The 19,169-nt window shown below is 53.2% G+C and carries 21 protein-coding genes; 16 read left to right on the top strand and 5 right to left on the bottom strand.

Features of this window, described 5'->3' with window-relative positions; translation table 11 throughout:
• Positions 1–169: 169 nt before the first annotated feature.
• The 7 genes from ACWHWP_RS10395 (at position 170) to uspE (ending at position 7,351) form a co-directional block, all read left to right on the top strand.
• Entirely contained in the window at positions 170–1,480 is a 1,311-nt protein-coding gene (locus tag ACWHWP_RS10395) for a M20 family metallo-hydrolase (protein WP_063432010.1), read from the top strand.
• Positions 1,480–2,925, top strand: coding sequence for a M20 family metallopeptidase (locus ACWHWP_RS10390; RefSeq protein ID WP_447855522.1), 1,446 nt, complete (start codon positions 1,480–1,482; stop codon positions 2,923–2,925). Before ACWHWP_RS10395 ends, ACWHWP_RS10390 begins: the two co-directional genes overlap by 1 nt.
• Before the next feature lie 46 nt (positions 2,926–2,971).
• The gene (gene abgT, locus ACWHWP_RS10385) at positions 2,972–4,498 is read left to right on the top strand and encodes a p-aminobenzoyl-glutamate transporter (RefSeq protein ID WP_447855521.1); all 1,527 of its coding nucleotides are present in this window, start codon (positions 2,972–2,974) and stop codon (positions 4,496–4,498) included.
• Positions 4,499–4,508: 10 nt separating this feature from the next.
• Positions 4,509–5,024 carry a methylated-DNA--[protein]-cysteine S-methyltransferase gene (gene ogt / locus ACWHWP_RS10380; RefSeq protein ID WP_047348755.1) on the top strand — a complete coding sequence of 172 codons (516 nt, stop codon included), beginning with the start codon at positions 4,509–4,511 and terminating at the stop codon, positions 5,022–5,024.
• Positions 5,025–5,207: 183 nt separating this feature from the next.
• Complete coding sequence (fnr, locus tag ACWHWP_RS10375) at positions 5,208–5,960, top strand: fumarate/nitrate reduction transcriptional regulator Fnr (protein ID WP_006174991.1); 753 nt, start codon at positions 5,208–5,210, stop codon at positions 5,958–5,960.
• A gap of 148 nt (positions 5,961–6,108) precedes the next feature.
• Complete coding sequence (locus ACWHWP_RS10370; protein ID WP_235836410.1) at positions 6,109–6,291, top strand: hypothetical protein; 183 nt, start codon at positions 6,109–6,111, stop codon at positions 6,289–6,291.
• Positions 6,292–6,400: 109 nt separating this feature from the next.
• Entirely contained in the window at positions 6,401–7,351 is a 951-nt protein-coding gene (gene uspE / locus ACWHWP_RS10365; protein ID WP_047348757.1) for a universal stress protein UspE, read from the top strand.
• Between the two features lie 122 nt (positions 7,352–7,473).
• On the opposite strand, the gene pntB is transcribed toward uspE, so the two are convergent.
• Both pntB and pntA read right to left on the bottom strand, forming a co-directional pair.
• A complete protein-coding gene (pntB, locus tag ACWHWP_RS10360; RefSeq protein WP_059312357.1) occupies positions 7,474–8,862 on the bottom strand; it encodes a Re/Si-specific NAD(P)(+) transhydrogenase subunit beta in 1,389 nt (462 codons plus the stop codon).
• 10 nt (positions 8,863–8,872) lie between these two features.
• Positions 8,873–10,402, bottom strand: a complete 1,530-nt coding sequence (gene pntA, locus ACWHWP_RS10355) for a Re/Si-specific NAD(P)(+) transhydrogenase subunit alpha (RefSeq protein ID WP_447855520.1) — start codon at positions 10,400–10,402, stop codon at positions 8,873–8,875.
• Positions 10,403–10,937: 535 nt separating this feature from the next.
• Here pntA and ydgH point away from each other — a divergent pair.
• The 3 genes from ydgH (at position 10,938) to folM (ending at position 14,211) form a co-directional block, all read left to right on the top strand.
• On the top strand, positions 10,938–11,882 hold the full coding sequence (gene ydgH, locus ACWHWP_RS10350; RefSeq protein ID WP_047348760.1) for a DUF1471 family protein YdgH: 945 nt from the start codon (positions 10,938–10,940) through the stop codon (positions 11,880–11,882).
• Between the two features lie 184 nt (positions 11,883–12,066).
• Positions 12,067–13,449 (top strand): amino acid permease, encoded by a 1,383-nt coding sequence (locus ACWHWP_RS10345; protein WP_447855519.1) that lies wholly within the window; start codon positions 12,067–12,069, stop codon positions 13,447–13,449.
• 39 nt (positions 13,450–13,488) lie between these two features.
• A complete protein-coding gene (gene folM, locus ACWHWP_RS10340) occupies positions 13,489–14,211 on the top strand; it encodes a dihydromonapterin reductase (RefSeq protein ID WP_047348762.1) in 723 nt (240 codons plus the stop codon).
• Here folM and ACWHWP_RS10335 read toward each other — a convergent pair.
• A complete protein-coding gene (locus ACWHWP_RS10335) occupies positions 14,208–14,543 on the bottom strand; it encodes a GlpM family protein (RefSeq protein ID WP_047348763.1) in 336 nt (111 codons plus the stop codon). The genes folM and ACWHWP_RS10335 overlap by 4 nt on opposite strands.
• 128 nt (positions 14,544–14,671) lie before the next feature.
• Between ACWHWP_RS10335 and rstA the strand changes: the two genes are divergently transcribed.
• The 3 genes from rstA to ACWHWP_RS10320 all read left to right on the top strand — a co-directional run bounded on the left by rstA (position 14,672) and on the right by ACWHWP_RS10320 (position 16,996).
• On the top strand, positions 14,672–15,388 hold the full coding sequence (gene rstA, locus ACWHWP_RS10330; protein WP_059312360.1) for a two-component system response regulator RstA: 717 nt from the start codon (positions 14,672–14,674) through the stop codon (positions 15,386–15,388).
• Positions 15,389–15,638: 250 nt separating this feature from the next.
• Positions 15,639–15,899, top strand: a complete 261-nt coding sequence (locus ACWHWP_RS10325; RefSeq protein ID WP_447855518.1) for a hypothetical protein — start codon at positions 15,639–15,641, stop codon at positions 15,897–15,899.
• 422 nt (positions 15,900–16,321) lie between these two features.
• Complete coding sequence (locus ACWHWP_RS10320; protein WP_447855517.1) at positions 16,322–16,996, top strand: SOS response-associated peptidase; 675 nt, start codon at positions 16,322–16,324, stop codon at positions 16,994–16,996.
• A 51-nt stretch (positions 16,997–17,047) separates the two neighbouring features.
• Here the strand turns inward: ACWHWP_RS10320 and ACWHWP_RS10315 are convergent, their stop codons facing one another.
• Complete coding sequence (locus ACWHWP_RS10315; protein WP_447855516.1) at positions 17,048–17,260, bottom strand: cold shock domain-containing protein; 213 nt, start codon at positions 17,258–17,260, stop codon at positions 17,048–17,050.
• 288 nt (positions 17,261–17,548) lie between these two features.
• On the opposite strand from ACWHWP_RS10315, the gene ACWHWP_RS10310 reads away from it, so the two are divergent.
• Positions 17,549–17,767 carry a cold shock domain-containing protein gene (locus ACWHWP_RS10310; protein ID WP_042719078.1) on the top strand — a complete coding sequence of 73 codons (219 nt, stop codon included), beginning with the start codon at positions 17,549–17,551 and terminating at the stop codon, positions 17,765–17,767.
• Between the two features lie 240 nt (positions 17,768–18,007).
• Here the strand turns inward: ACWHWP_RS10310 and ACWHWP_RS10305 are convergent, their stop codons facing one another.
• A complete protein-coding gene (locus tag ACWHWP_RS10305) occupies positions 18,008–18,172 on the bottom strand; it encodes a YnfU family zinc-binding protein (protein ID WP_447855515.1) in 165 nt (54 codons plus the stop codon).
• Positions 18,173–18,321: 149 nt separating this feature from the next.
• On the opposite strand from ACWHWP_RS10305, the gene ACWHWP_RS10300 reads away from it, so the two are divergent.
• Together ACWHWP_RS10300 and ACWHWP_RS10295 are read left to right on the top strand one after the other, a co-directional pair.
• Positions 18,322–18,549 (top strand): hypothetical protein, encoded by a 228-nt coding sequence (locus ACWHWP_RS10300; RefSeq protein WP_025910815.1) that lies wholly within the window; start codon positions 18,322–18,324, stop codon positions 18,547–18,549.
• 172 nt (positions 18,550–18,721) lie between these two features.
• Positions 18,722–19,060 (top strand): hypothetical protein, encoded by a 339-nt coding sequence (locus tag ACWHWP_RS10295; RefSeq protein WP_160513529.1) that lies wholly within the window; start codon positions 18,722–18,724, stop codon positions 19,058–19,060.
• Positions 19,061–19,169 lie beyond the last annotated feature (109 nt).

The raw sequence follows: 19,169 nt of genomic DNA, 5'->3' as shown, positions 1-19,169 counted from the left end.
ACCGATAACCGTTGTTTATCAGAGTAAAGAAACTGTCATCTACTTTAATGGAAAGGGATGTGCGAGGGTAATTCCTGAACGGTTAAAACTGTGAAAAATCGGTTAGTGATAAGTAAAAACTATCACAGCGTGAAGCAGTTCACATATTTTAATGATGACGGGAAGAGATATGAACACACTGGCGCAGTACATCCAGACCTTAACGCCGCAGCTGAGCGCATGGCGTCGCGATTTTCACCATTTTGCGGAATCCGGCTGGGTAGAGTTTCGCACCGCGGCGAAGGTCGCGGAAATCCTGGACTCGCTGGGTTACGCGCTGGCGATGGGCCGCGACGTCGTGGATGCCGAAAGCCGGATGGGGTTACCTGACGAAGCTACCCTGGCGCGCGAGTTTGCCCGCGCCCGCGCGCAAGGCGCCCCCGAGAAATGGCTGGCGCCGTTTGAAGGCGGGTTTACCGGTATTGTGGCAACTCTGGATACCGGCCGCCCTGGCCCGACCCTGGCGTTTCGCGTGGACATGGATGCCCTTGATCTAAGCGAAGCGTGCGATGAAAGCCATCGCCCGTTCCGCGACGGGTTCGCCTCCTGCAATCCGGGAATGATGCACGCCTGCGCGCACGACGGCCACACCGCGATCGGGCTGGGTCTGGCGCAGGTGCTAAAGCAGTATGAAGCGCAGCTCAGCGGTACCCTCAAGCTGATCTTCCAGCCTGCCGAAGAAGGCACCCGCGGCGCGCGCGCCATGGTTGCCGCCGGGGCGCTGGACGACGTGGACTATTTCACGGCCATCCATATTGGTACCGGCGTGCCTGCCGGGACGACGGTGTGCGGCAGCGATAACTTTATGGCGACCACCAAGTTCGACGTGAGCTTTACCGGCGTGGCCGCACATGCGGGCGGTAAACCGGAGGACGGACGTAACGCCCTGCTCGCAGCCGCGCAGGCCGCCATCGCCTTGCACAGCATCGCCCCGCACAGCGAAGGCGCGTCGCGGGTGAACGTCGGCGTGCTGCAGGCGGGCAGCGGACGCAACGTGGTGCCCGCCAATGCCCTGATCAAGGTTGAAACCCGCGGCGAAAGCGAAGCGATTAATCAGTATGTCTTCGAACGCGCGCAGGCGGTTATTAACGGCGCGGCTGCACTCTACGGCGTTAAGGCAGAGATGCGCCTGATGGGTGCCGCCACCGCCAGCTCGCCGACGCCGGCGTGGGTGGATTATCTGCGCGAACAGGCGAGCCAGGTTTCCGGGGTTGTTCACGCCATCGATAAGGTGAAGGCGCCAGCAGGCTCCGAAGACGCCACGCTGATGATGGCCCGCGTGCAGCAGAACGGCGGCATGGCCTCCTATATGGTGTTTGGCACGGATTTGAGCGCCGGACATCACAACGAAAAATTCGACTTCGATGAGCAGGTCATGACTATCGCTATCGAAACGCTGGCGCGGACTGCGCTCAATTTCCCGTGGACGCGAGGTGTGTAATGCAGGACAACTACGCTTTTATTGCCGATGCGATCGACACGCGATGTCGCACGTTAACCGACATTGCCGACGAGATCTGGGATCATCCTGAAACCCGCTTTGAAGAGTTCTGGTCAGCCGCGCGGCTCGCCAGCGCGCTGGAGGCCGAAGGCTTCACGCTGACACGAGAGGCCGGCGGCATTCCAAACGCCTTTATCGCCAGTTTCGGCAGCGGGAAACCGGTTATCGCCCTGCTCGGCGAATACGATGCGCTGGCAGGGTTAAGCCAGCAGGCGCACTGTGCGACCGCGCAATCCGCCACGCCGGGGGCAAACGGCCACGGCTGCGGGCATAACCTCTTAGGCACCGCGGCACTTGCGGGGGCAGTGGCGGTGAAAAGCTGGCTGGAGCAGCACGGCGGCAGCGGGACGGTGCGTTTTTACGGCTGCCCCGGCGAAGAAGGCGGCTCCGGGAAAACCTTTATGGTACGCGAAGGCCTGTTTGACGACGTCGACGCCGCCGTCACCTGGCATCCGGAAGCCTTCGCCGGGATGTTTAACGTCAGCACGCTGGCGAATATTCAGGCCGCCTGGCGCTTTCACGGCGTGGCGGCGCATGCGGCCAACTCTCCCCATCTGGGGCGCAGCGCGCTGGATGCCGTAACGCTGATGACCACCGGCACAAACTTCCTCAACGAACACATCATCGAGAAAGCGCGCGTCCATTACGCCATTACCGATACCGGCGGGATTTCGCCCAACGTGGTGCAGGCGCAGGCCGAGGTGCTGTACCTGATCCGCGCCCCTGAGATGGCCGATGCGCAGCAAATCTACGAACGTATCGAGAAAATCGCCCAGGGCGCGGCGATGATGACCGAAACCACCGTCGAGTGCCGCTTTGACAAAGCCTGCTCCAGCTACCTGCCGAACCGCACGCTTGAGGCGGCGATGTATCGCGCCCTGCAGCACTACGGCACGCCGGCCTGGACGGAGGAAGAACGCGACTTTGCCCGCGAGATCCGCGCCACGCTGACGCCAGACGATCTGCAAAACAGCCTCAAGAATATTGCCGCAACGGGGGGTGAAGCCGGAAAAGCCTTTGCGCGTCGTCATCAGCAGACGCTGCTGGTGGATGAAGTCGCCCCCTATGCCATCACCGACAACGTGCTGGCGGGTTCAACCGACGTGGGCGACGTCAGCTGGAAAATGCCGGTCGCCCAGTGCTTCAGCCCCTGCTTTACCGTCGGCACGCCGCTGCACACCTGGCAGCTGGTGGCGCAGGGGCGTACCTCCATTGCCCACAAAGGCATGCTGCTGGCCGGAAAAGTGATGGGTGCGACCGCGCTCAATCTGCTGCAGGACGCAGCGCTGCTGAAAAAATGCCGTGAAGAGTTCGAACAGCAATTACAAGAAAAACCGTACGCGTGTCCGATCCCTCAGGGCGTGACACCGTCACCTTTAAAATAAAAAAACACAACACAACAACACAACACAACACTCCCGAGGAACGCCCATGAGTATGTCATCCATACCTTCGCATTCCCCATCCGGTAAGCTCTATGGCTGGGTTGAGAGGATCGGCAATAAAGTGCCGCACCCTTTCCTGCTTTTTATCTATCTGATTGTGATTTTGATGGTCGCCACCGCCGTACTCTCCGCCTTTGACGTGAGCGTGCGCAGCCCGGCCGACGGTAGCCTGGTGGCGGTGAAAAACCTGCTCAGCGTTGACGGGCTGCACTGGTTTTTACCCAACGTGATTAAGAACTTCAGCGGTTTCGCCCCGCTGGGCGCCATTCTGGCGCTGGTGCTGGGCGCCGGTCTGGCGGAACGCGTGGGCTTGCTGCCCGCGTTAATGGTGAAAATGGCCTCTCACGTCAGCGCACGCTACGCGAGCTATATGGTGCTGTTTATCGCCTTCTTCAGCCACATCTCCTCCGACGCCGCGCTGGTGATCATGCCGCCGATGGGGGCGCTGATTTTCCTCGCCGTCGGGCGTCACCCCGTGGCGGGCCTGCTGTCGGCGATTGCCGGCGTGGGCTGCGGCTTTACCGCTAACCTGCTGATCGTCACCACCGACGTGCTGCTCTCCGGCATCAGCACGGAGGCGGCGAAAACCATCGATGCGGCCATGCACGTCAGCGTGATCGACAACTGGTACTTTATGGCCAGCTCGGTGATTGTTCTGACGATTGTCGGCGGGCTGATTACCGATAAGATCATCGAGCCGCGGCTGGGTAAATGGGAAGGCCGTAGCGATGAAAAGCTGGAAACCCTGAGCAAAGAGCAGCGCTTCGGCCTGCGCGTGGCCGGCATCGTATCGCTGGCCTTTATCGCGCTGGTGGCGCTGATGGTGGTGCCGGAAAACGGCATATTACGCGATCCGGTAAAACATACCGTCCTGCCCTCGCCGTTTATCCAGGGCATTGTGCCGCTGATTATTCTTTTCTTCTTTGTCGTCTCGCTCGCCTACGGTATCGCCACCGGCAAAATCCGCCGCCAGGGCGATCTGCCGCAGCTGATGATCGAGCCGATGAAGGAGATGGCGGGTTTTATCGTGATGGTGTTCCCGCTGGCGCAGTTTGTGGCCATGTTTAACTGGAGCAACATGGGCAAGTTTATGGCCGTGGGCCTGACCGACGCGCTGGAGGCGGCCGGGCTGAGCGGCGTGCCCGCGTTTGTCGGCCTGGCGCTGCTGTCATCCCTGCTGTGCATGTTTATCGCCAGCGGCTCCGCCATCTGGTCGATTCTGGCCCCGATCTTCGTGCCGATGTTTATGATGCTGGGCTTCCACCCGGCTTTCGCGCAGATCCTGTTCCGCATCGCGGACTCCTCAGTCATTCCGCTGGCGCCGGTTTCGCCATTTGTTCCGCTGTTCTTAGGCTTCCTGCAGCGCTATAAACCGGAAGCCAAACTGGGTACCTACTATTCGCTGGTTTTACCGTACCCGCTTATCTTTTTAGGGGTATGGCTGGTGATGCTGGTCGCATGGTATCTTGTCGGCCTGCCGATTGGGCCGGGGATCTACCCAAGGCTGAACTAAAGGAATGAGGATGCTGAGATTACTCGAAGATAAGATTGCGACGCCGCTTGGGCCGCTGTGGGTGATCGCCGACGAGCAGTTTTGCCTGCGCGCCGTTGAGTGGGAAGAGCACAGCGACCGCATGGAAGAACTGCTCGCTATTCACTACCGCTCCCAGGGGTATGAACGTATCCACGCCACCAACCCGGGCGGACTGAGCGACAAGCTGGCGGCGTACTTCGAAGGCGATCTTAGCATCATTGACACCCTGCCCACCGCCACGGCAGGCACGCCTTTTCAGCGCGAAGTGTGGCAGGCGCTGCGGGCCATTCCCTGCGGACAGGTCATGCATTATGGGCAGCTCGCGGAGCAGTTAGGTCGCGCAGGCGCTGCACGCGCAGTGGGTGCCGCGAACGGCTCTAACCCGGTCAGTATCGTGGTGCCCTGCCATCGCGTTATTGGCCGCAACGGCACCCTGACCGGCTATGCCGGTGGGGTACAGCGAAAAGAGTGGTTACTGCGTCACGAAGGGTATCTCTTGCTCTAGATCCCAGGCTTTTTGTGCTTAATTTTCTTCCGGTTAGGCTAAAAATCCATAATCAAGCTGTGGAATTTCAAGAAGATGGCGACACGTTGCCGTCTCTTGTCCTTATTGAGGGTTTGTCAGGCTTACGTACTTACCAAAAAGATGTTAAAATTGACCAATATCAATTAAGGCTTGAGCAAACCTATGATCCCGGAAAAGCGAATTATACGACGCATTCAGTCTGGCGGTTGTGCTATCCATTGCCAGGATTGCAGCATCAGCCAGCTCTGTATCCCGTTTACCCTGAATGAGCATGAACTCGATCAGCTTGATAATATCATCGAGCGCAAAAAGCCTATTCAGAAAGGGCAGACGCTGTTTAAAGCGGGAGACGAACTGAAATCGCTCTATGCTATCCGCTCTGGCACCATCAAGAGCTATACCATCACCGAACAGGGCGACGAACAGATCACCGGCTTCCATCTGGCGGGTGACCTGGTGGGCTTTGATGCTATCGGCACGGGCCACCACCCAAGCTTTGCTCAGGCACTCGAAACCTCGATGGTTTGCGAAATCCCGTTTGAAACCCTGGACGATCTGTCCGGCAAGATGCCTAACCTGCGTCAGCAGATGATGCGTCTGATGAGCGGTGAGATCAAAGGCGATCAGGACATGATTCTGCTGCTTTCCAAAAAGAATGCAGAAGAGCGCCTGGCTGCGTTTATCTACAACCTCTCCCGCCGCTTCGCCGAGCGTGGTTTCTCGCCGCGTGAGTTCCGTCTGACCATGACGCGTGGCGATATCGGTAACTACCTGGGCCTGACCGTGGAAACCATCAGCCGTCTGCTGGGTCGTTTCCAGAAAAGCGGAATGCTGGCCGTTAAGGGTAAATACATCACAATCGAAAACGGTGAAGCGCTGGCCGTTCTTGCCGGGCATGCCCGCAACGTGGCATAACGCCCCACCGGTGTCCTGTCAGACCGATAAATTTTCATGATTTATTGGTCTGGCATATATACACCTTCGTTATTCGACATTTTCACCGCAGCACGTCCCCGCACAGCACCCGAAAGGTTCTCGTTGAGGTTATGAATTGAGAGAAAGTTTGTTTTTCGTTTCAGTCGTGATTGCCTCAGTGACCTTTATCTTCATCTGGATCATGCTTGTTGGCCCAATGAAGGGGGAGGAAAAAACCTACGTTCAGGATTCCACGACCTTTGCGATAGCGGTGATGGTGCTGCTGTTTATTGCGTTTATCGCGGTCACCGCGACTGTGCTGTTCCTCTGATAATTTTTCATGAATTATTGATCTCGCAAAAACTCCCCTCTGTTTCATTCAGGATATATAGGTTACTCTTTTAATTACAGACTGTGGTGACAGTAGTAAGGAGACCTGTATGGCCAAGTATCAAAACATGCTGGTAGCTATCGATCCTAATCAGGACGATCAGCCGGCATTACGACGTGCTGTGTATTTGCATCAACGGATTGGTGGCAAAATCAAAGCGTTTTTGCCGATCTATGACTTCTCGTATGAGATGACCACCCTTCTGTCGCCTGACGAGCGCACCGCTATGCGTCAGGGCGTCATCAGCCAGCGTACCGCGTGGATCCGTGAACAGGCTAAATATTACCTGGAAGCGGGCGTACCCATTGATATCAAAGTGGTCTGGCACAACCGACCTTTCGAAGCCATCATCCAGGAAATCGTTGCCGGTGGGCACGACCTGCTGCTGAAGATGGCGCACCAGCACGACAAGCTGGAATCCGTGATCTTCACCCCGACCGACTGGCATCTGCTGCGTAAATGCCCCTGCCCGGTCTGGATGGTGAAAGACCAGCCGTGGCCTGAAGGCGGGAAAGCCGTCGTGGCGGTCAATCTCGCCAGCGAAGAGGATTATCACAATTCGCTGAACGAAAAGCTGGTGAAAGAGACAATCCAGCTTGCTGACCAGGTCAATCACACCGAGGTGCATCTGGTTGGCGCCTACCCGGTCACCCCGATCAATATCGCCATTGAGCTGCCTGAATTTGACCCGAGCGTGTACAACGATGCGATCCGCGGTCAGCACCTGCTGGCCATGAAAGCGCTGCGTCAGAAATTCAGTATTGATGAGAAAATGACCCACGTAGAAAAAGGGCTGCCTGAAGAGGTCATCCCGGATTTAGCCGAACATCTGCAGGCCGGGATTGTGGTGCTGGGTACCATAGGCCGGACCGGCATTTCTGCCGCGTTCCTCGGCAATACCGCTGAACAGGTGATCGACCATCTGCGCTGCGACCTGCTGGTTATCAAGCCGGATGATTACCAGACACCGGTTGAGCTGGACGATCCGGAAGACGATTAACCAGGAAGATGAAAAAAAACCGTCGGGGATCCGGCGGTTTTTTTTGCCGGGTGGCGGCTTCGCCTTACCCGGCCTACGGGTTTGGTAAACCCGGTAAGCTTGCGCCACCGGGCTTTACCCTGTCAGAGTGATTTCAGAATCGCATCCACGCTGGCTTTAGCATCGCCAAACAGCATATGGGTGTTCTCTTTGAAGAACAGCGGGTTCTGTACCCCGGCATAGCCGGTATTCATGGAGCGTTTAAAGACAATCACGTTCTGCGCCTTCCACACTTCCAGAACCGGCATCCCGGCGATTGGGCTACCCGGATCGTCCTGTGCAGCAGGGTTAACGGTATCGTTGGCGCCAATGACCAGGACCGTGTCGGTATCAGAGAAATCATCGTTGATTTCATCCATTTCGAGCACGATGTCGTACGGCACTTTCGCTTCCGCCAGCAGCACGTTCATGTGGCCAGGCAGACGCCCTGCCACCGGGTGAATACCAAAGCGAACCTTGATCCCGCGCGCGCGCAGCTTCTCTGTGATCTCTGCGACCGGATACTGCGCCTGCGCCACCGCCATGCCGTAGCCCGGGGTGATAATGACCGTGTGAGAGTTTTTCAGCATGTCTGCGGTATCTTCCGCAGAAATTTCACGGTGCTCACCCACTTCTTCATCCGCGCTGGAAGAAGCCCCGTCGGTCCCGAAGCCACCGGCGATTACGCTGATGAACGAACGGTTCATCGCCTTACACATGATGTAAGACAGAATCGCACCCGAAGAGCCCACCAGCGCACCGGTGACGATCAGCAGGTCATTGCTCAGCATAAAGCCCGCCGCCGCCGCCGCCCAGCCGGAGTAGGAGTTCAGCATTGAGACGACCACTGGCATATCCGCGCCACCGATGGACGCCACCAGGTGCCAGCCAAACGCCAGCGCAATGATGGTCATTACCAGCAACGCCAGTACCTGCAGGCCCACGCTTTCGGTACGTACGAAGACCACCAGCAGCACAAACGAAACCACCAGTGCCGCCAGGTTAAGCTTATGACGGTTTGGCAGCATCAGCGGTTTAGAGGAGATCTTCCCGCGCAGTTTGCCGAACGCAACAATGGAGCCGGTGAAGGTAACCGCACCGATGAAGATACCGAGGAACACCTCCGTCAGGTGAATGTTCACCAGAATCGGTTCCAGACCCGGCGTGTGGTACAGGTAGCTGTTGAAGCCCACCAGCACCGCGGCCAGACCCACGAAGCTGTGCAGAATGGCCACCAGCTCCGGCATCTCGGTCATTTCTACGCGTTTTGCCAGGCGAATACCAATCGCGCCACCGATGATCATCGCCACCAGGATCCACGCCACGTTGCCGGTGTCCGGCCCGAAGATGGTGGCAATCAGCGCAATCGCCATCCCGGCGATACCAAAGTTATTTCCCTGCTGAGACGTTTCGTGTTTGGAAAGCCCCGCCAGACTGAAAATAAACAGGATTGCAGCAACAATGTATGCGGCTGTCACTAATCCTCCAGACATATGCTACCCCTTAGCCTTTACGAAACATTTTCAGCATGCGCTGAGTCACGGTGAAACCACCGAAAATATTGATACTGGCGATCAGCACCGCGATAAAGCTCAGGAAGCTGATCCAGCCGCCGTGACCAATCTGCAGTAACGCCCCCACGACGATGATCCCGGAGATGGCGTTGGTTACCGACATCAGCGGCGTATGCAGCGCATGGGAGACGTTCCACACCACGTAGTAGCCCACAACGCAGGAGAGCGCGAAGACGGTAAAGTGGCCAAGGAACTCTTTCGGCGCGACGTCAGCCAGCCAGCCGAACAGAATAATCACCAGCGCCATGATCGCGTATTTGCGCCACGGGGAAGCCGATTTGGCGGGTTCTTTAGGCTCTGGCGCCGCTTTTAGAGCAGCCTGAGGCTGGGCAGAAACCTGAATCGGTGGCGCAGGCCAGGTGATTTCACCTTCACGGACCACGGTGACGCCGCGCACCACTACATCGTCAAAATCAACGGTGATATTGCCGTCTTTCTCTTTGCAAAGCAGCTTCAGCAGGTTGACGAGGTTAGTACCGTACAGCTGAGAAGACTGCGTAGGCAGGCGGCCCGGCAGGTCGGTATAACCGATCACCTTCACGCCGTTAGCGGTCGTGGTAACCTGATTCGGCACGGTATATTCGCAGTTCCCGCCGTTTTGCGCGGCCAGGTCGACGATCACGCTGCCCGGCTGCATGGAATCAACCATCTCACGGGTGATCAGCTTCGGCGCAGGTTTACCCGGAATCAGCGCGGTGGTAACAATAATGTCGACCTCTTTTGCCTGGGCGGCGAAGAGTGCCATTTCGGCTTTGATGAACGCTTCGGACATCACCTTCGCGTAACCGTCACCGCTGCCTGCTTCTTCCTTAAAGTCCAGCTCAAGGAATTCGGCGCCCATACTCTGGACCTGTTCCTTCACTTCCGGACGGGTGTCAAACGCGCGCACGATAGCGCCCAGGCTGTTTGCCGCACCGATGGCGGCAAGACCCGCCACGCCCGCACCAATCACCATCACTTTTGCCGGCGGAACTTTACCCGCGGCGGTGATTTGACCGGTAAAGAAGCGACCAAACTCGTGAGCAGCTTCCACAATGGCGCGATAGCCAGCAATGTTTGCCATGGAGCTCAAGGCATCCAGCGACTGCGCGCGCGAAATACGCGGCACGGAATCCATCGCCATCACCGTCACGCCGCGGGCCGCCAGCTTCTCCATCAGCTCAGGATTTTGCGCAGGCCAGATAAAGCTCACCAGCGTCGTCCCCGGATTCAGCAGCGCAATCTCACTCTCTTCCGGTGCGTTTACCTTCAGTATAACCGGCGACTGCCAGACGTCAGCACCGTCCACCACTTCCGCGCCAGCCTGGATAAAGGCCTCGTCATCGAAACTCGCCAGCTTGCCCGCGCCGCTTTCAACCGCGACGGTAAAACCCAGTTTTAGCAGTTGCTCCACCGTTTTCGGTGTTGCCGCTACGCGGGTTTCATTGGCTAACCGTTCTTTTGGTACCCCAATACGCATAGTTTTCCCTTCCATCGGTTTTTGATGATGGTTTATCGATAAATGCCCGCGGTTTGTATCAATTTTCACCGTCGCGTGAGCGACGAGATATGATTAACCCCGGAAAATAAAACAGTAACAAACTGTCTATAACCTACTGAAAATAGCGCCCGCGATCTACCGCCAGAAAACACTATTTCTTACTTTATCTGTGAAAAATAAGCGATCGGTGTCACTGACAGTGATATTTACCTTAAATTCATCGCCGGAACCGATAAATCGCGCAAACGAAGCGGTAAAAACATGATATAGCGCCATGAGAGAACAAGTTATTAACATTAAATTAACTTGTAAAAGTCATATGCTTTATCAGTTTTACTTGTCAAACGCCTGTTTTTTCAACATATCACTAAATGTTATCGAATTCGGTGATTGAGTGAGCACAGGCTGTGAAAAATGGCGCAGACAGCGACGGGTTTTAAATGCAATAATCGGGACCGTCTCAAATTAACAACAATACCAGTACATGGTTTGCGCAAGGCGAAGGATTATTTTTATGAAGCTTAAGAACACACTCCTGGCGTCCGCACTTCTTTCCGCGACCGCCCTGTCTGCGAATGCCGCAACAGAGTTAACGCCGGAGCAAGCGGCAGCGTTAAAACCTTTTGACCATACGGTCATTGTGGGTCGTTATAATTCTATTGGCGATGCCGTCGCCGCTGCATCAAAAGCCGCTGATAAAAACGGGGCGGCCTCGTTTTACGTTGTGGACCAGTCTGATTACGGCAACAGCGGTAACCAGCGCGTGACCATTGCGCTGTTCAAAGACAATGCGCCAAAAGCTGACGCACCGAAAAACCGCGTGATCAACGGCGTGGTTGAGCTGCCGAAAGATCAGGCGATTGAGCTGGAACCTTACGACACCGTCACCGTTCAGGGCTTCTATCGCAGCCAGCCTGAAGTGAACGATGCCATCACCAAAGCCGCGAAAGAGAAAGATGCATACGCTTTCTACATCGTGCGTCAGGTCGATGCTAACCAGGGTGGCAACCAGCGTATTACCGCGTTCATCTATAAAAAAGATGCGAAGAAACGTGTTCTGCAGAGCCCGGATGCCATTCCGGCTGATTCAGAAGCCGGTCGCGCAGCGATAGCGAAAGGCGGCGAAGAAGCGAAGAAAGTGGAAATTCCTGGCGTAGCAACCTCTGCTGCACCAAGCGCTGAAGTGGGCCGTTTCTTTGAAACGCAATCCACGAAAGGCGGCCGCTATTCCGTTACTCTGCCAGACGGCACCAAAATTGAAGAGCTGAACAAAGCCACTGCTGCGCAGATGGTGCCGTTCGACAGCATCAAGTTTACCGGCAACTACGGCAATATGACGGAGGTCTCCTATCAGGTCGCGAAGCGTGCGGCGAAGAAAGGGGCGAAGTATTACCATATCACCCGCCAGTGGCAGGAACGTGGTAACAACGTGACCATCAGCGCCGATCTGTACAAGTAACAAAATCGTTTACGAAAGGCGGCGCAATGCCGCCTTTTTTGTTACTTTTTTTGAATTTCTGCCCCACGTCATTGCATGCTTTCGTTACACTCCGTAAAATCCCGCGCCTTAGTGTGATCCACCATTTTTATGCGCCTGTGCGAAATAATTATTCTGGATTTGGACCTTTCATAACAGGAAGCCAATGGAAAAGAAACTTGGCCTGAGTGCTCTGACTGCACTCGTTTTAAGCTCAATGCTGGGTGCGGGCGTATTCAGTTTGCCGCAGAACATGGCGGCCGTTGCAAGCCCTGCCGCGCTGCTCATTGGCTGGGGCATTACGGGGGTTGGGATATTGCTGCTGGCCTTCGCCATGCTGCTGCTCACCCGCATTCGCCCGGATCTGGACGGCGGCATATTTACCTATGCACGTGAAGGTTTCGGCGAGCTGATTGGCTTCTGTTCCGCGTGGGGGTACTGGCTGTGTGCCGTTATCGCCAACGTCTCCTATCTGGTCATCGTCTTCTCGGCGCTGAGTTTCTTTACCGATACGCCTGAGCTACGCTTCTTTGGCGACGGAAATACCTGGCAGTCTATTGTGGGCGCCTCGGTATTGCTGTGGTTCGTCCACTGGCTGGTGCTGCGTGGCGTGCAAACGGCCGCCAGCATTAACCTGGTGGCAACCCTCGCGAAACTGGTTCCGCTTGGCCTGTTCATCGTTCTGGCGTTTATTGCGTTCCATCTCGACGTGTTTACGCTCGATTTCAGCGGCATGGCGCTGGGCGTCCCTGTCTGGGAGCAGGTGAAAAACACGATGCTGATAACCCTGTGGGTGTTTATCGGCGTTGAAGGCGCGGTCGTGGTTTCGGCCCGGGCCCGAAATAAACGTGATGTCGGTCGCGCCACGCTGCTGGCCGTGCTTGCTGCGCTGGGCGTGTATCTGCTGGTGACGCTGCTGTCGCTGGGCGTGGTAGCGCGTCCTGAACTGGCTGAAATGCGTAATCCGTCAATGGCAGGGCTGATGGTGAAAATGCTCGGTCCCTGGGGCGATGTGGTGATTGCTGCGGGACTGATCGTCTCAGTTTGCGGGGCTTACCTGAGCTGGACCATCATGGCGGCTGAGGTGCCGTTCCTGGCCTCTACGCATAAAGCGTTTCCGCGCCTGTTTGCCCGTCAAAACAAAAACAGTGCGCCGTCGGCCTCACTCTGGCTGACCAACATCAGCGTTCAGGTTTGTCTGGTGCTGATCTGGCTCACAGGTTCAGACTATAACACCCTGCTGACCATCGCCTCGGAAATGATTCTGGTACCCTATTTCTTAGTGGGTGCGTATTTGTTAAAAATTGCCTCACGCCCGGCGCATTATGTCGTGGGTGTCGGAGCCTGTATTTACGGCCTGTGGTTGTTGTATGCTTCCGGCCCTATGCATCTGCTGCTGTCGGTGGTGTTGTATGCCCCGGGTCTGCTGGTGTTTATCTACGCCCGCCGCACGCATCAGCTGGAGAACGCGCTGAAACGCCGTGAAATGGCATTAATTGGAATGTTATTGGTTGCTGCCGTACCGGCAACCTGGATGTTAATGGGATAGCATCGTCTTTCCCATTGTTGAACTGCAAAGGAGAATACGATGGGAAATGCACAGCTTCGCCCAATACTGATTACCGGTGGAGGCCGCCGTATCGGCCTCGCCCTCGCCCATCATTTTCTCAACCTTCGTCATCCGGTTATTGTCAGCTACCGTACGGAATATCCGTCAATTGAGGGGTTGCGCAAAGCCGGGGCGGTTTGCATTCAGGCTGATTTTTCGACCGATGACGGCATTCTGGCCTTTGCGGAAAAGGTGAAATCCACCACGCCGGGGCTGCGCGCCGTGATCCATAACGCCAGCGCCTGGCGGGCCGAAAAACCCGGTACCTCACTCAGCGAAACGCTCTCCGCCATGCTGCAGATCCACGTTAATGCGCCTTATCTGCTTAACCACGCGCTGCAGGATCTGCTGCGCGGCCATGGGCATGCAGCGGGGGATATCATCCACTTCACCGATTATGTGGTGGAGCGCGGGAGCGACAAGCACATCGCCTATGCGGCCAGTAAAGCCGCTCTGGATAACATGACGCGCTCGTTTGCCCGCAAGCTCGCGCCCGAGGTGAAGGTGAATGCCATCGCCCCAGCGATGATTTTGTTTAACGAAAACGATGATGCGGAGTATCGCCAGCAGGCGCTGAATAAGTCGCTCATGAAAATTGCCCCGGGCGAGAAAGAGGTAATCGACCTTGTGGATTACCTGCTCACCAGCTGCTACGTCACCGGCAGAACGTTTGCCGTGGACGGCGGCCGACCGCTGCGCTAGTGAAAGCGGCTCCAGAAGAAAATTAACACCCAAGCGCTGAGCCCCCAGCAGACCACCGCCCCGCTCAGCGCCAGGGGAAGACGCAGGAAACCGGTGAAATACCACAGCGAAAGCAGATAAAGAAAATAAGGGATGATAGACCACATGCCAAACACGATGGTCGTGCGTAACGCTTCCGTACCGCGCTCAGATGCCACAATATAGTGGGCGATAAGCGCAAAGGTCGGGAAGAGTGGGATTAGCCCGGCAATATAGTAATTTTTCGTTTTTGCCAGAACGCCAATCAGTAACACCACCAGCGCACCCAGCGCGGCTTTGATCGCCAGCCCCATACTTTTTCCTATAACAATCAAATAACAATATGAGCCAGAATAACGTAACCGGCGTTAATTTTGAAAGATTAATGGAAGGTTAAGGTTCCGCGGTGTATGTTGGCTTTTTTCACGAAAACAGACGTTGTATGAATAAGATTGTTTATGTTGAAGACGAACCCGAAGTCGGGCAATTGATCGCGGCCTATCTGGGTAAGCATGATATGGACGTCATTGTTGAACCTCGCGGCGATCGTGCCGAAGAGGTGGTCGTCCGTGAAAACCCGGATCTGGTGTTGCTGGATATCATGTTGCCAGGAAAAGACGGCATGACGCTCTGCCGCGACCTGCGCGCCCGCTGGGATGGCCCTATCGTACTCCTCACCTCCCTGGACAGCGATATGAACCATATTCTGTCGCTGGAGATGGGGGCCAATGACTACATTCTGAAAACCACACCGCCTGCCGTTCTGCTTGCCCGCCTGCGCCTCCACTTACGCCAGCACGCCAGCGTTGAACGCGAAGCGCCCGCACCTTCTCTGACGCCGCATAAAGCGATGCGTTTTGGTACGCTGTCGATTGATCCGATCAACCGCCAGGTTCTGCTTTCCGGCGAGCTTATCCCACTCTCAACCGCAGACTTTGACCTGCTGTGGGAGCTGGCAACGCATGCCGGGCAAATCATGGACCGTGACGCGCTGCTGAAAAACCTGCGTGGGGTAAGCTATGACGGAATGGATCGCAGCGTCGACGTTGCGATTTCGCGCCTGCGCAAAAAACTGCAGGATAACGCCACCGAGCCCTATCGCATCAAAACCGTGCGTAATAAGGGCTATCTGTTTGCCCCGCACGCCTGGGAAACCTGATCGCGTCCCCCCCATAACATAACCTGCGCGAAAAGAAGGCATTACGCGATAATGCCCTTCTTTCGCGCGTTTATTTTTACGTTTACGCAACAATTAGCTTGCTAAGCCCGCGAACTATTCCATAATTACCTTCTCGACTCTCCTTTCTTCAGCTCGTCACGCTCTTGCGACCGTTTTACTCATTTTCGCCGTGAAGCTTTCACGACATCTCTCCCATAAATCTTGAAATGAGGATTTAAGCCCATGAAATATGTATAGCTACAGTCAGGTAGAAGCTATCAAAACCAGTCTTGAATGGATTGTTAATCAGGCAACGCTTGGCCATTCCACTCCCTCACGCGCCGATCAAAAAGCGCTCTTTGATCTCCTTGAACTCATCCAGTCTTACGAAATTCTCCTGGATTTAATTAACGAATTCGGGACCGATGTGATCGATACGCACATTGCGGAAGGCCTGGACGTAACTGAAAAACTCATCGCCAAGGTAAAAAACAGCGCGAAAGCCATGTAACACGTTCAACAGACATGAAAAACGCGAAGGCTTTTCATGTATATTCTGCATATAGCGTTTTTTCGGTGAGATCCAATGAAAAAGCTGTTTGTGCAGTTTTAGTGTGCAGAAAATTCTCAACTCATTGAAATGGCTTTATTTGTCATGGTATCAGTGAGTTAGCCATAAACGTTTAACGGACATATACGGACATGCACGGTCTTTTTGATGCCCCTATCGGTGTCCCTTCTTTCAAAATGCCCCCAAATTTGCCCCCAATACTCCCCTGTTTTGCGTAGCTCCTTCCGGGTTCGCAACACTCTGCTTTACGTCTCTCTATCTGATCAGCATGGTCGCCACGAATTCGTTTGTAAGACTTAACCAGCGCACCTCTTTTTCTCCCTGCCCTATACTTTCAGTCTGATATCTGGCTGGAGGTTTCTATGTGTGGACGCTTTGCACAAGCCCAAACCCGTGAAGAATATCTGGCATACCTCGCAGATGAAGCCGATCGAGACATCGCATACGACCCTGAGCCGATTGGACGTTACAACGTGGCTCCAGGCACGAAGGTCCTGTTGCTAAGCGAACGAAACGAGCAGTTACATCTTGATCCTGTATTCTGGGGTTATGCCCCGGGATGGTGGGATAAAGCGCCCCTGATTAATGCGCGCGTCGAAACGGCGGCCACCAGCAGAATGTTTAAACCTCTATGGCAACATGGCCGGGCGATCTGCTTCGCCGATGGATGGTTCGAGTGGAAAAAAGAAGGTGACAAAAAACAGCCCTACTTCATTCACCGTGCCAATGGCCAACCAATATTTATGGCAGCGATCGGCAGCACACCATTTGAGCGTGGTGATGAAGCTAAGGGTTTTCTTATAGTGACATCGGCAGCGGATAAAGGTCTGGTCGACATTCACGACCGCCGACCACTTGTTTTGTCACCAGAAGCGGCACGTGAGTGGATGCGGCAGGATATTGGTGGGAAAGAAGCTGAAGAGATCGCAGCCGACGGCACTGTGCCAGCTGAGATGTTTATCTGGCATGCAGTGGCCCGTGATGTTGGAAATGTAAAAAATCAGGGGAGAAAATTGATAGAACAAACAAATATATAATCTGCCGTACTTTTGATGCGCACTTTATATTTGGTTAAATATTATCTTATTTTAAGAAAGAAATATATTTGCAGCCATCGAACCACTAAATCCATTTATACGATAGAATTCAACACCAACACCTGGCTTTAACGTTTGGCTTTCACTATTACTTAATGCAGAAACATGTAAAAAAACATCTTTTCTGCAATCAGATGGGATAATCAATCCCTTTCCGCTCTTGAAGTCAAAACTTTTGACAATTCCTGTCATTTTACGAGTCAAATATTTTCCTAATGGTAATCCAGATTTGACTATACAGGATTAGTTAATAATAGCTAATCCTATTTTAACGGCCTTCTGGAAGGCTAAAATAAAATTTGCTTAATCATTCAACACGTGCCTTAATGGTTTGACTGATTCGTTGCGATGATGAATCTAACTTTTCCAAAAGCCGTTCTCATAACCAGGTGTTATCTCTGATACCTCCTCCTCTTGAGTCCATACATATACCAGCATACGTTTCTTATCATGAGCTTGCTTGTCAGTTTGAAATGTTCAAACGGAGTTTGTATGTCATCTAAAATCATAGGTCTTGTTAAGTGGTTTAACGAAGATAAGGGGTTTGGTTTTATCTCCCCACTCGATGGAAGTAAAGATGTTCTTGTTCACACTTCTTCCCTGCTGGGAGAAACATTTAATACTCTATTTGAAGGACAAAAAGTCAAATTCGCTATCATAGCTGGAACTAAAGGTCCAATCGCTGCCAATGTAACACTTTGCGATAGATAATTTTTAGATGTTTTACTTAAGCCAGCATGACTTTATCAGTGAAAGGTGATGTTCGGTTACTCACATCATTACAACAGGCCAGCATATTTACTTACCATCAAGTTTGCTGACCGATGTGATGAAATGCAGGACTGCTGCATGAACAGTCTCAAAGCAGAAGCTAACTGCTTATAAAATACTAAAGTGCGTAAGAGGTTAGGCAGCCTCCAAAAGCATCACTTCTTATTTTTTAATAATTTTTTAGACGCGCTGGGAAGATTTGAATAAAGCACAGCAGTATGGGCACACCAATTGAGCCCCCTTTTGTACACGATTGTAACTATGTTCGGAATCTTTTGTGCAGTTTGGACAAGGACATTTTACTAAATAATTTCGGCGGAATTGAGTGTTTTTACGTGCAGACATAGACTTCTCCGGTTCAAATGGACCGTTACAGTACATGTTAAGGCAGTATAATGCTTGTTTTAATTTCGAAAGAGGCCAAAAAAATGAACAAACAGACCCCTTTCGAACACCTGCAGGGGCAAAAAAAACCTCAAAATACATGGTGATATATGAAAAAAGTAATCATTTTTTTTAATGGTAAGCCAAGTAAAGTTATCACTGTGCTTAAAGGTGTGACATCAATACGCGAAGAATATCCTAATGGAGAAGTGATAAACCTTCAAATAATGTCAGCAGGCTTTCCTTCTTTAACAGGTGACCATGAAGTGGTCTATGTGGCATCAGATCGAGAGCTTACCTCTCAGGAAATATTAGATGCGGCGCAGAAGTATCTTTGACGCTAGGGATTCAACACCAACATTCATGAAATAATTATTATAACTACGTTTCATTATTATAGCCTGTTTAACGCAGGCTTTTTTTACCCCAATACAGACATTTATAGTTAAGACATGTGCATTCAACACCATGGCAATATAACTTCATTGCTGAAGCAACTATAAGGCTTCCATGAAAATCCTACATTACACAGTATTAATAGTTGTTGAAGCCCAATCCTCAGATAATAATATCAACCCTCTTATCTTGGATCTCTTGCATGACCGAAACTATTCAAGTAAGTCAAACCGAGGCGTTAAACTTCCACCCCATGCATTCGTTGGTTCAGAGGGTCAGGCAGTTTTAGAGTGGGAGTCTGAAAAAGATGGAGCAGAAACACTAAAAAAAAGACTCTACCAGATGTTGCATCGAATTATACGTTTAGAAGAATGTCCCACAGCAATTTTTCTAATGATTTGCCCAGAAGATAAAACATTAACCTTTGTCTCAAGACTTAAAGTAAAAAAATGAACATCGATGTTTTAACCTTCACCATCTGAAAAAACTTTGACCATGCAAACTGCGAAAAAATCATGAGACACATCAGTAAATACTGTATCATTTGCTATGCATTGCTGTT

It is taken from the genome of Enterobacter sp. WI-ESBL-E8 (genome assembly GCF_053364895.1).
This window is presented reverse-complemented; position numbering and strand designations above follow the sequence as displayed.